Annotated in this window: 10 protein-coding genes; 8 read left to right on the top strand and 2 right to left on the bottom strand. The window is 52.6% G+C overall.

The window, feature by feature from the left end:
- Position 1: 1 nt before the first annotated feature.
- From accD to EFB08_RS02195, 3 genes are all read left to right on the top strand, one after another.
- Complete coding sequence (gene accD, locus EFB08_RS02205; RefSeq protein ID WP_123125264.1) at positions 2 to 898, top strand: acetyl-CoA carboxylase, carboxyltransferase subunit beta; 897 nt, start codon at positions 2 to 4, stop codon at positions 896 to 898.
- Between the two features lie 192 nt (positions 899 to 1090).
- Positions 1091 to 1807, top strand: a complete 717-nt coding sequence (locus EFB08_RS02200; RefSeq protein WP_227006171.1) for an OmpA family protein — start codon at positions 1091 to 1093, stop codon at positions 1805 to 1807.
- Positions 1808 to 2089: 282 nt separating this feature from the next.
- Complete coding sequence (locus EFB08_RS02195) at positions 2090 to 2725, top strand: hypothetical protein (protein WP_123125263.1); 636 nt, start codon at positions 2090 to 2092, stop codon at positions 2723 to 2725.
- Positions 2726 to 2779: 54 nt separating this feature from the next.
- On the opposite strand, the gene EFB08_RS02190 is transcribed toward EFB08_RS02195, so the two are convergent.
- Together EFB08_RS02190 and EFB08_RS02185 are read right to left on the bottom strand one after the other, a co-directional pair.
- Positions 2780 to 3439: a DUF2238 domain-containing protein gene (locus EFB08_RS02190; protein ID WP_123125262.1), complete on the bottom strand. Its 660-nt coding sequence runs from the start codon at positions 3437 to 3439 to the stop codon at positions 2780 to 2782.
- A 95-nt stretch (positions 3440 to 3534) separates the two neighbouring features.
- Positions 3535 to 4254 (bottom strand): MBL fold metallo-hydrolase, encoded by a 720-nt coding sequence (locus tag EFB08_RS02185; RefSeq protein ID WP_123125261.1) that lies wholly within the window; start codon positions 4252 to 4254, stop codon positions 3535 to 3537.
- 210 nt (positions 4255 to 4464) lie between these two features.
- On the opposite strand from EFB08_RS02185, the gene EFB08_RS02180 reads away from it, so the two are divergent.
- The 5 genes from EFB08_RS02180 (at position 4465) to EFB08_RS02155 (ending at position 12913) form a co-directional block, all read left to right on the top strand.
- A complete protein-coding gene (locus EFB08_RS02180) occupies positions 4465 to 5064 on the top strand; it encodes an endonuclease III domain-containing protein (RefSeq protein WP_227006170.1) in 600 nt (199 codons plus the stop codon).
- 127 nt (positions 5065 to 5191) lie between these two features.
- Positions 5192 to 7642, top strand: a complete 2451-nt coding sequence (locus EFB08_RS02175) for a TonB-dependent receptor (protein ID WP_123125259.1) — start codon at positions 5192 to 5194, stop codon at positions 7640 to 7642.
- Positions 7643 to 8021: 379 nt separating this feature from the next.
- Positions 8022 to 9002, top strand: coding sequence for a radical SAM protein (locus EFB08_RS02165; protein WP_123125257.1), 981 nt, complete (start codon positions 8022 to 8024; stop codon positions 9000 to 9002).
- A gap of 140 nt (positions 9003 to 9142) precedes the next feature.
- Positions 9143 to 11842: a TonB-dependent receptor gene (locus EFB08_RS02160; protein ID WP_165864772.1), complete on the top strand. Its 2700-nt coding sequence runs from the start codon at positions 9143 to 9145 to the stop codon at positions 11840 to 11842.
- 6 nt (positions 11843 to 11848) lie between these two features.
- The gene (locus tag EFB08_RS02155) at positions 11849 to 12913 is read left to right on the top strand and encodes a DUF4249 domain-containing protein (protein WP_123125255.1); all 1065 of its coding nucleotides are present in this window, start codon (positions 11849 to 11851) and stop codon (positions 12911 to 12913) included.
- Position 12914 lies beyond the last annotated feature (1 nt).

Genomic DNA, 12914 nt, shown 5'->3' with positions numbered 1-12914 from the left:
TATGGCTTGGTTTAAAAGAGTAGAAAAAGGGATCGTCACCCCAACGGAGCAGAAAAAAGAAACCCCAGACGGCCTTTGGCACAAGTGCCCCGAGTGCAAGACCGTCATCAGTACCGCCGAGCACCGGCAACAACTGTACACCTGCGCCAAGTGCGATTTTCATGACCGCATCAACTCCCAGGAGTACTTTGAGGTATTGTTTGACGAGAACGAGTTTCAAGAACTGGATGAGAACCTGACGTCCTCAGACCCTTTGAATTTCGTGGACACGAAACCGTATCCAGACCGTATCAAGGCCACTCAGCGCAAAACCAACCTGAAAGACGCCGTTCGTACCGCCCACGGTACCATCAACGGGTTAGACCTGGTGGTAGCCTGTATGGACTTCAACTTCATTGGCGGGTCCATGGGCTCGGTGGTAGGGGAGAAGATTGCCCGTGCCATTGACTACAGCCGCGAAAACAAGATCCCGTTCCTGATGATCTCCAAATCTGGCGGGGCGCGCATGATGGAAGCCGGTTACTCGCTCATGCAGATGGCCAAGACATCGGCGAAGCTGGCCTTGCTGGCCGAGGAGAAAGTTCCGTACATTTCCCTGCTCACTGACCCCACCACTGGCGGCGTGACCGCGTCCTTCGCTATGTTGGGCGATTTTAACATCTCTGAGCCGGGTGCCCTCATTGGGTTCGCCGGACCACGCGTGATCAAAGAAACCATCGGGAAAGATTTGCCTAAAGGGTTCCAGAGCGCCGAGTTTGTGCTGGAGCACGGTTTCTTGGATTTCATTGTGCACCGCAAAGAACTGAAAACGCGCATTTCGGACCTGATTACCCTTCTTCGGCCCGAAGAAATCCCTGCCACGGCAGAAACCGAAAAGAAAACGGTAACGGTCAAATAGGCCTTTTTACCCCATAAATGACCTAAAAACCTGCTTCGTCAAAAGGCAGGTTTTTTATTTTCGGTCTGGCACGATTATTATTGCAGTCTATATAGATCAGGGGCTATATGGGAACATTTTATTTCGAAATCAGTATGTATCCCCGATACTAACCATTATTAAGCTTACGTTTACAACCAAAAAACAACGACTATGAAATTTTTGAAAGGAACATTCACCGCCATGTTAGTAGGAAGCTTACTTTTCTCTTCCTGCAAATCAAGTCAGACGGCTAGCACTGATACAACCACTACCCAGAAAAAAGGCATGAGCAAAACCGCCAAAGGTGGTATTCTTGGAGCCGGTGGCGGTGCCGTTTTAGGCGGTATTATTGGTAAAGCCACTGGAAACACAGCCCGCGGAGCCATCATTGGTGCTGCCGTAGGTGGTGCTACCGGAGCTGTGATTGGTCGCCGGATGGACAAGCAGGCTGCTGAACTAGAGAAAGAAATGCAGAACGCCCAGGTAGAGCGTGTAGGGGAAGGGATCAAAGTTACCTTCGATGCCGGATTGCTGTTTGCCACCAACTCTGCTGAACTACAAGCTTCTTCCAGAGCTGATATCCAGAAACTGGCCGAAACCCTGAAAAAATACCCAGGCACCAACGTCCTGATTGAAGGCCACGCCGACAACACCGGGAACGATGCCATCAACCAACCACTTTCTGAGCGCAGAGCCCAGTCTGTTGCGAACTATGCCACTTCGTTAGGAGTAGAGTCTAGCCGCATCCAGACCCGTGGATATGGTTCTACCCAGCCTGTAGCCGATAACACTACTGCCGCTGGCCGTCAGCAGAACCGTCGCGTGGAGGTAGCCATTTTTGCCAGCGAAGAACTGAAGAAAGCCGCTGAGCGTGGTGAGATCAAATAATAAAACAACCTCAATATTGAAAAGGCTAACCCAAGTGGTTAGCCTTTTTTTATGCCTTTTCCAACTTGTTTTAGGGTTGATTTCTATAGAACGGCCTCAAAACTGGGCTGAGGGAAAGACTTTCTTTGGGTTCTTCCTGTCAGGAAGCAACCGTGGCGCAGGATAAAACAGAGTGACGTTATGGCTGCCGAAGGATACTTCGTACCAACTTAGCGGAACCTGCCTTGATTAACCTCCGTCCATTTTACCCGTTTAGGGAAGGAAACCAATGGAATGTAGAGAATGGGAAAACTTAGAAACGGGCTCTTTCTGTTGCTGGTGCTGGCCGGTTTAGGCGCATGTGAACGGGTGAAAGACAAAGAAGCTGTCGCTGATCTGCCAAAAACATCGGTAGAAGACACGCTGGTCCTCACCCCAGACACCCTGGAAATTGACACCCTCCTCAACGAAACCGACGAGAATTACCCGTCCGGAACCGAAACCTCTTACCAAGACGAGACAGATTCTGAAAACCAAACCGGTGCTGAGTCACATAATGTAGCTGGTGCCGGTGCTTCTGGTACATCTAGCACCCGAACTTCCAGTGCTTCCACCGAGAAGGGGAAAGCGAGCGTAACTACCGCCGCTGGAACCTCGGGAAACAAAGCCGCTTCGGTTAAGAAAAAATATGTGCGGCCTACCCGGCAGCAGTTGCAGAATTCCCTGGCGCGGGATGCCCGCCGATCAAACCAGATGGATCTGCCGCAGCTTAGAAACTACTGGCTGCGCCGGCAACATTACTACCGCCGGGCTACCAAAGACATCAAATACGTAGCCGGCGATACCAAAATCAAGATCTCCACCGAGGAAACCAAGATAGAGACGCCCCTGGGCAAAGTGAAGATTGAGGGAAATGACATCAAAGTGAAGTACGATTAACTTCTTTTACTGAGGAAATATAACCGCTGCCATCGGCCGGTTTCAAGGGTGTTTTCAGGAAAATACCTTTGAAACCGGCCGATGGCTTTTTTTACGGGCAAATACCACCGCTGAAATGGTGATCAAAGCTCCCAGTAAGGCAACGGCAATATCTTTCTGCGCATCCCAGACATCGCCCTGAGTGCCCAGGTAGGTCATGCCCTGGGTCGGGAAGAAAATATCGGCCACAGCCCATTCAATCAGTTCGTAGAAAGCGCCCATGCTGATGGTGAGTTCTACGGGCAAGAGGTAGGTGTAAATAGGACGCATGTTGGTGACCCGGCAGAAAACCTCCTGCATGGGATAGGCCAGGAAAAAACCGAACCCAAAATGCACCAACCGGTCATAGTGGTTGCGCTCCAGGTGGAGTTTTTCCTGCACCCAGTACCCCAGCGGATTTTCGGCGTAAGTGTGCTGGGCACCGTACGCGTGCAGCATCAGGTACAGAAAAATAAAGGTGTAGCTGAGGTCTGAGAACCGCAAGTATTTGTAGAAGGCCACCAACAGAATGACAGCCGTGAGCGTGAGTGTGTTTTCCAGCCACCAGTTTTTGGCGTCTGTGGTGGTAAACCCGGTATAGGCCCAGAACAACCCAAACGTGATAACATAGGCAATGAGAAGCGGGTTTTTACGGAAATGGGTATGTTCCTGATCAGTCGCGAAGGAGAAGGCCATGCAAAGGAAGGTCTTAAGGGCTGTCAAATGGATCAGAAGCGGGTGAAGGCGTTGGTGCTCCTGAGGCAGTAGTTTAGCGAGAATGAAAGGGTTGGTTAGTTGATTGCTTCTTGTAACCTATCTGTGAGCATCAGGTCTTGCCGGTGGTACACCAGTTGAAACGGATTGTCTGAGGGGTTCTGCGACGGGTCACAGTGGTACCCGTAAATGTGATAATCCTGCGCCATCGGGATCAGCTTTTTATAGTAGGTATGGGCGGTGTTCTGCTCAGAGAACGTGATGTCATGGAAAACCGTGGTGGCTTTGGGGGGCATTCCGCGTAAGTAGGCAAAAAGCGACTCGGGTTGCCCGAGGTCTCCTGAGAATGCTATTCTTTCACCGTTTTCTTCAAAGATATAGGCGTAGGTTTGCAGCCGCTCGGCATGCAGGCCATACGTGTCTACGGCAGTGATGCCCGGCAACTCAGACAGCGGGGTGAAATCTACGTACTCCTCTGGTTTTTGCACCTGTAGCCGCAGAAACTCATATACCTCGTCCCGGAAATCATCATCGGGGTACAGGATGGTGGGCCGGCAGTTGCTGTTGAAAAAGTGGCAATGCAGCAGGATATTGGCTAAGCTGCCGGTGTGGTCATTGTGCAGGTGGGTGAGCAAAATGTATTCAATGCCCCGGGTAAGTTGATGCTGCCGGAGAGTGGGGTACACGGTAAAGCCACAATCCAGCAGGAGGGTGTGTCCTTTAAATTCTACTAATGCCGCAGAGTTGCCGTACGCCACGTCAAACGCTCCGCCTGTCCCTAAAAAGGTGAATTTCATAGTTTTTGTCTTTCTGAAACCATTCTGTGTACACTGGTTAAAGGGCTGTTACACGCAAACTTTACCATCGGGGGGCTCGTTTAGAGGGAAAAATAGATGACTATGGCTGAAGCAAATCAGCATCTTCCTCCCTCAGAAAAGATATGGCAAGTTCATATACGGTTGAATGAAGTTTTCGGACATCTTTCCGGTCATCCGCGGCGCGAACCCATGCGGGAACTCATCTCCACCATGCTCTCGCACCGTACCACCCATGCCAACGAGGAGAAAGCCTACTCCCAGATGCTGGAGAAATTCCCTACCTGGGAAGCCGTCATGGCCGCCCCCGTGGAGGAACTCACCCAGGCCCTGGCTCCGTCTGAGTTCCCAGGTGCCAAAGCGGTGAACATCCAGAAAGCCCTCCGGCTCATTCAGCAGGACCACCCAGACTTTTCCCTCGATTTCCTGAACGACCTGGACGTACCCCAGGCCATGGCCTGGCTGATGGCTTTACCCGGAGTTGGGCTGAAAACCGCCACCCTGGTGCTTTTGTTTAACTTCCATAAACCCGTGTTCCCCGTAGACACGCACGTGCACCGCATCAGTCAGCGGGTGGGGCTCATTGGGGCGAAGGTCACCCATGACAAAGCCCACCAGATTCTGCTGGACATGCTGCCCAAAGACGCGCTTGTCTTGTACAACCTGCACCGCCACATGCTCAAACACGGCCAGAAGATCTGCACCTGGAACCGTCCCAAATGCGAAAGCTGCGTCTTGCAGGACCTCTGTAATTATTACGCCGAGGTGCGCCTGAAAGGCATTGACCTATAAAGTTGTTTTGAGGCTGTTTTCCGGAAAACAGGCGGAAAGCAACCTAACCCTTACCAAAGCCTATCCTTTTCTGAAAACAACCAGGCGATTATCTGGTTGAAGGCGTACACGCTTTTTCCTCTTTCTCATGCATAGATTTTACGCTTTCCTGATCTTATTTTTGCTCGTCCTGAACGCTGGGGAAGGGTGGGCTCAAAGTACGGGAAGAGTTACGGGGGTAGTGCGGGACAGGAACACGCAGGAACCCATCATTGGCGCCACGGTGACCCTGGAAGAAACCACCATCGGCGCCTCTACTGACGCGCAGGGACGCTACCGTCTGGAGGATGTGCCCACGGGCAGCTACAACATCAAAGCCTCTTTTCTGGGCTATGAACCGGTGACGCGCTACAACGTGCCGGTGACTTCGGGCAACGCCCTTACCCTGAATCTGGAGCTGTCGCCGGGCCAGAACCGGTTGCAGGAGGTGAACATCACCGTAGACCGTTCCATTCGGGTGGCCACCGTAGAGACGCCTTTGTCTGTTCAGAGTTTGAGCAGCGAGGAAATCAAGAGCAACCCGGGCGGCAACTTTGACATCTCTAGGGTAATCCAAACCTTGCCCGGAGTTGCCGGGGCCGGGAGCACGGGCGCTGGTTTCCGGAACGATATCGTGATAAGGGGCGGTGGGCCAAGCGAGAACGTCTTTTTCCTGGATGGCATTGAGATCCCGGTGATCAACCACTTTTCCACCCAGGGCAGCAGCGGCGGTCCGCAGGGGATTTTGAACGTGTCGTTTATTGAGGACGTGACGTTGAGCACCAGCGCCTTTGATGCCCGCTATGACAACGCGCTTTCCAGCGTGTTCCAGTTCCGGCAGCGCGACGGCAACCCCGATCGGTTGCAGGGCAACGTGCGCCTCAGCGCCACCGAGTTGGCTGCTACGCTGGAAGGGCCACTGGCTCCTAAAACCACATTCCTGGCCTCGGCCCGAAGGTCTTACCTACAACTGCTCTTCAAAGCCATTGACCTCCCCATCAGGCCCAATTATTGGGATTTCCAGTACAAAGTCACCCATCAGCTTAATTCTAAAACTACCTTGACCACGCTGGGAATTGGGGCCATTGACGATTTCAGTTTCGCGGTGCCCAAGGAAAGCTCACCGGAGAAAGAATACGCCCTTCGATCTAACCCTTTGATAAACCAGTGGAACTACACGGTGGGGGCAAGCCTGAAACGGTCTCTGGAGAACGGGTTTGTGCAGGTGTCGCTTAGCCGAAACGTTTTTGAAAACCAGCTAGACCGCTTTGAAGACGCGCAGTACGGAGATGAAACCCGCAGGCTCCTGAAAAGCCGGTCACAGGAAAGGGAAAACAAACTGCGGCTGGACGTAAACAAGTTTGTGGGTGGCTGGAAGTTCTCCTATGGCGCCATCGGGCAGTACGTGAGCTATGACAACCGCTTCTTCAGCCAGATACGCCAGGAACTGCGCGACGAGAACGGCAACGTGGTGCAGCCTAGGGTAACTGTGGACTTTGACACCAACCTAGATTTCTTTCGCTACGGCTTGTACGGGCAAACTTCCAGGAGTTTCCTGCAAGACAAACTGAGTCTGTCCCTAGGCATCCGCTCAGACATGAACTCCTTTACCTCGGACGGGAATAATCCGCTGGAAACGCTTTCGCCCCGGCTCTCGGCCTCGTACGCCTTAGCCGACCGCTGGAAACTGAACGCCTCGGTGGGGACTTATTACCGCTTGCCCATTTACACGGTGCTAGGCTATAAAGATGCGAACGGTGGGTACGCCAACAAAGACAGCAAGTACATCAAATCCACGCATTACGTGGCCGGGGTGGAGTTTTTGCCGTCCATTGCCAACCGCCTCACCGTGGAAGGTTTCTATAAACGATACGCCAACTATCCGGTCTCGGTGCGAGATGGGGTCTCGTTGGCCAATCAGGGCATTGAGTTTGGTGCTATCGGGAACGAAGACGTAGCCAGCGTGGGCAAAGGGCGTGCCTACGGGGCCGAGTTTTTCTTTCAGCAGAAACTGACCCAGGGCTTGTATGGCTTGGTTTCCTATACCTTGGTGCGGAGCGAGTTCACCGGTTTGGATAGAAATAACTACGTGGCCTCGGCCTGGGACAACCGCCATCTGGTATCGGCGTTGCTGGGCTGGCAGTTTGGCAGGAACTGGGAATTGGGTGGGAAGTACCGTTTTGCGGGAGGATCGCCCTACACGCCTTTTGACCTGGAGGCCTCGCAACGGAACTACGCCTCGCTGGGCACCGGCCTGCTGGACTACGACCGCCTCAACACCCAACGGCTGCGCTCTTTCCAACAACTGGACGTACGCCTAGACAAGAAATGGAACTTCAAACGCACCACCCTAGACGTGTACGTCGATATCCAGAACATTTTCCGGTTCAAAGGCCCGTCTCTGCCCCAGTACACCTTCCAGCGCAACACCGAGAATACCGGTTTTGCCACCACCAACGGCCAGCCGCTCAACCCTGACGGCTCCAACGCCATCCCGCTGCTTCTGGACGAGGATGATGTGACCTTTCTGCCCACGGTAGGATTTGTACTGGAATTCTAAGCAGTGTGTTTTAAGGTCAATTTCTGGAAATCAGGCCCAAAGCATGGTTTTCTTCACGCATTCCGTCTCCCTTTGGAGGGGGTAGGGGGATGATTTTCTCGTGGGGAACAACCTTTGAAGATTCGAATATTCCCGAGAATCATTCCTTTTATTCCCGAGAATCATTCCTTTACGTTTCATTTCTTTAGCGGATGGTTCTTCTGCTGGCTTTATCATCCCCCTTCAAAGGGGGATACAAAAGAGCGGCGTTTTTAGCTTGGTTTCTGGGAAACGACTTAAGATCGGCCAGGTACGGCCTCGGCCTTACCTCCGTTACTGCTTTAATTCCGTAGGCAATGCGTACCTTGCAACTGCTCCGGCAACCGTTTAAAAGAAGAGAATGCGTTTAATCCATCATCCCGTACTGGCCAATTACTACGTGACGTACCGTTGCAACGCCAAATGCTCGTTCTGCGACATCTGGGAGAAGCCCTCGCCGTACATCCAGTTGGAAGATGTGAAGCAGAACCTCAAAGACCTGCGCAAATTGGGCGTGAACGTGGTGGACTTTACTGGCGGAGAGCCTTTGCTGCACCGGCAGATTGACCAGTTCCTGGAGGTGGCGCAGGAGCTGGGTTTCATCACCACCCTTACCACTAACGGCATGCTGTACCCCAAGTGGGCCGAGCGGCTTAAGGACAAGGTAGACATGCTGCATTTCTCTCTGGACTCCGCTGATAAAACCGAGCATGACACCGGTCGGGGTGTGGCTTGTTTTGATTTCGTGCTGGAATCCATAAAAATGGCCAAAAGCCTGGGAGAGCGCCCCGATATTCTGTTCACGGTTTTCAAGCGCAACTTAGACCAGATTGAGCGGGTGTACCAGGAGATTTGTCTGCCCAACAACCTGATGCTGCTTTTGAACCCTGCCTTTGAGTACAACCAGGTGGAAACCGGCGATCAGCTTTCTGAAGAAGAACTGGATTACCTGGTGAAATTCAGCAAGCAGAAGTGGGTGTATTTGAACGAGGCCTTTGTGCAGTTGCGCAAAGACGGCGGAAACCACATAGAAAAGCCGGTCTGCAAAGCCGCCAGCACCACCTTGGTGATCTCTCCCGAAAATGAGTTGGTCTTGCCGTGTTATCATCTGGGCGCCCAGAAATTTCCTATTGAGGGCAAGCTGTATGACCTCTACAAGTCTGAGGAGGTAAAGAAACTCATTGCCCTGGAGGGACGACTGCCTGCCTGCGAAGGCTGCACCATCAACTGCTACATGCAACCCAGTTTTGCCGTGGAGATGAACAGCTACTGGTGGAAAGCCCTGCCCAGCACCCTCAAATACAACCTCCGGAAAGGCACCTGGAAACGCATGCTGGGATAACCCTATCCTGCTGAGCGTCTGGTGTTCTTTGAAAGTTGGGGGAACCTGGCAGCAGGCTGAAAAAATATGCGATACTATATACGGATGTCTATATAAATTTTGCTTGTTTTGAGATTCATAGCAAGATGGCCCCTCAAAATATGTTGCGTCACCCCCTTTGCCTCTGTTTTCTCGTTCTTACTTTCTTTTTCCCGCTGGTAGGCTTTTCGCAGACCCCATCCGGGACTTTGTTTAGTGGAAGTTACAACCAAGCCCCGCTCCAGCAGGTGCTGCAGGATATCCAAAGTAAAACCCCCGTCAGGATTTACTTTAAACCAGAGTGGGTGCAGGAGGTCCGGGTAAGCCAGAAGTTTGAGCAGGAAAAGGTAGCTGATGTAATCCAGATCCTGCTGGAGAGCACTGACCTGGAGGCCGCCTGGTACCATGACTATGCTGTGCTTCTTTTTCCTTCGGCGGCCAACCATCCGGCGGTGGTCTACAAAGACGCCAAAGGAAACCCCCTGAACCGCATTTTATTCGGGTTACCCAAAAACGCCCAGGAAAACGTGAAGGTAGTTTTGCGCGGAAAAATAACCCACGCCAAAACGGGTGAACCTATTATTGGAGCCACTGTTTCTGTGCCCTCCCTGGCTTTAGGAGACCAGACCGATGCCAACGGCGAATACCGGCTTTCTCTGCCCATGGGCGAGCATCTGGTTTCCTTTAAATCTATTGGGTTACTCCCCGAAGAAAGACAGGTAGGCCTTTACGCCGCAGGCACCGTGAACATACAGCTGCACCAGTCGGTGGTGGCTTTGAACGAAGTGGAGGTGCGCGCCAGTGGCCTCAACGACAACAATGTGAACGGCGTGCAGATGAGCATGAACAAGCTGGACATTGGCGTCATCCGGAAAATGCCTACGTTCCTGGGGGAGGTTGACGTGGTGAAAAGCGTGATGTTGTTGCCGGGTGTCAGCTCGGTAGGCGAAGGGTCGGCGGGGTTCAATGTGAGGGGCGGCGGCTCAGACCAGAACCTATTGCTCATGGGCCAGATTCCTATCTATAATCCATCGCACCTATTCGGCTTTTTTTCGGTCTTCAACCCAGATGTGGTGAAAGATCTGACCTTTTACCGGGGCGGCATCCCGCCACGGTATGGCGGACGGCTCTCCTCAGTGCTGGAGGTGCAGCAGAAAGAAGGACAGCCCAAGGTAACCGGCAAAGGAGGGGTGGGGCCTATCACCAGCCGCCTGGCCATTGAGGGGCCTTTGTTTTCAGAGAAAACCACTTTTCTGGTAGCAGGCCGCGCTTCTTACCCTAATTGGATACTGCACAGCCTCAAAGACAAACAGTTAAACCAAACCCACGCGGCCTTTTACGACGGGAATGCCAACGTAACCCATACGTTCAGCCCCAAAGACAAACTCAGTTTCAACAGTTACCTGAGCCATGATGCCTTTGGCTTCACCCAGGACAGTATCTATTCCTGGCAGAACATGGGCGCTTCACTGAAACATACCCATTCCTTCAGTGAGCAACTGGTAGGTTCTTTGAGCGGAGTGTTCAGTAAATACCGGTTCGGCATTGAGGACCAGGATTCAACCAATGCCTCCAAGTTCAGCAACGGAATCTGGTCGGCTGGCTTAAAGGCCGAGGGAAATTATGATGCCCGCCAGCACCAGCTTGGGTTTGGCGCGGAAGGAACGTACTATACCTTTCAGCCGGGCAAACTGGAACCCGCCACCGGCAACTCAGGCGTTAACCCCATTTCCTTGGCTCAAAACAAGGCCATAGAAGGGGGGATTTTCGCAAGTGACGAGTACACCATTACCCCGCAGTGGACTTTGATGCTGGGGCTTCGGTATTCCTTTTACCAGAACCAGGGGCCAGGCCAGGTGTACGTGTATGCGCCGGGCCAACCAAAGCAGGAACGCACCATTATAGACACGCTCTCTTACAGTTCAGGAGAAGGTATTGCGTTCTACCATGGCCTGGAACCGCGGGTTTCGCTAAAATACAGCATTACCGAGGCTAACTCCATCAAGGCAGGTTACCAGCGCATGCGGCAGTATCTGCACCTGGTTTCGGGTGCCATGGCGGTGGCTCCCATTGATTTCTGGCAAACCAGTAACACCCATCTCAAGCCCCAAGTGGCAGACCAGTGGTCTATTGGCTACTTCCACAACTTCGCTGGCAACTCCATTGAATTTTCGGTGGAACCTTACTACAAGCGCATCCAAAACCAGTTGGACTACAAAGAAGGAGCAGACCTCTGGTTGAACCCCACCATTGAAGCCGATTTGTTGCCGGGCAAAGGCCGTACGTATGGCGTGGAGGTGCAACTCGCTAAGAAACAGGGTGATTTAACCGGATGGGCTAGCTACACTTATTCTAAGTCAGAGATTCAGGTGAACGGTTCTTTCCCTGAGGAGAAGGTAAACAAAGGGGCTTTTTACCCCACCAACTATGACAAGCCGCATACCGTCTCTGTGGTGGCCGCCTACCAGTTAACCAAACGCCTGGCCTTTACCTCTAATTTCGTTTACAGCTCCGGAAGACCTACTACTGCGCCCATTGGGCTTTACAAGATCGGGGGAGTAGAAGTGCCGGTCTACGGAGACCGAAACCAGGCGCGCATTCCAGATTACCACCGCCTGGACTTGTCCATGACCATAGAGCCCAACCATCGGAAAGATAAAAAATGGGAAGGCCGCTGGAGCCTTTCAGTGTACAATGTGTACGGCCGCCAGAATGCCTACTCCGTCTTCTTCCGGCGCGATGTTGGCGCTCCACCCCAAGGCTATAAGCTTTCAGTGGTGGGCGTGCCCCTGCCTTCCCTCACGTATGACTTCAAATTTTAGTCCCCCATGGCAAAACATAAATCTGGTCTGAAAAATAGCCTTCTCCTGGTTCTTTCTCTCGTGCTTTTCTCCTGCGTAGAGCCCGTTGACTTGAAACTGCCGACCAATGTAAGGAACCTGGTGGTACAGGGTTTGGTCACGAATGAGCCCGGGCCATACACCGTAGAACTCTCCATGACGGCACCCTACGGCAGGCCCACCGGATTGAAAGACGTGGAGTTAGAAGGTGCCCAGGTAGAAATCACCAGCAGTACCGGCGAGCGGGAAGTCTTAAGCGAACATGGGTTGGGTATCTTTAAGACCTTACCCAACGGAATAAGGGGCAAGGTGGGCGAGGCCTATACCCTACAGGTGAGACTGAAAGACGGGCGTTCCTATACTTCCACCGCTCAATTGCTCACCCCAAGCCCCGAGGTAGAAAACATACAGTTGCAGTTTCAGAAGGTGCCCCTGCAGGAGGGTGAAACTACCCAAAATTACCGCTACGAGGTTTCGGTTGATGTCACTGATCCGGCCCTGGAAAAGAATTATTACCGTTGGGAGTGGGGAGGCATCTTTGAAGTCTCCACCCAGCCTTGGGACTATGAATACTGGCCTCCCTTGGGGAATGGGCCCATCCCGATGCCTAAATCCTGCTGTAAGACCTGTTGGGTGTATGACACCATCCATGTTACCGAGGTAGGCGAAGACCGCTTGTTTGACGGAAACCGGTACCGCCAGATCATAGGCTATCTTCCCCTGACCGCTGAAAACATCAATGTGCGCTACCGGCTGGATGTTGCCCAATACTCCGTCTCGGCGGAAGCCTATGATTTCTGGCGGGTTTTCATTTCCCAGACACGCAACACCGGCTCCGTGCTGGATCCGCCCCCGGCTAACCCAAGAGGCAATATTACCAGTACCTCTGATCCCGATGAACCTGTCTATGGGTACTTTGGGGCTTCGGCGGTAACCCGAAAAACTATTTTCATTAACCGGGAAGATGTGCCCGTGGTGCCTCCTCTCCTGAAGTACCCCGATGATTGCCTAACCATGAAGTTTAGTACCACCATCCGTCCTTCTTTCTGGTAAA

Source organism: Rufibacter latericius, from assembly GCF_003721515.1.
GTDB classification, from domain to species: Bacteria; Bacteroidota; Bacteroidia; order Cytophagales; family Hymenobacteraceae; genus Nibribacter; species Nibribacter latericius.
The sequence above is the reverse complement of the archived record's forward strand: the minus strand, read 5'-3'. Positions and strand labels throughout refer to the sequence as shown.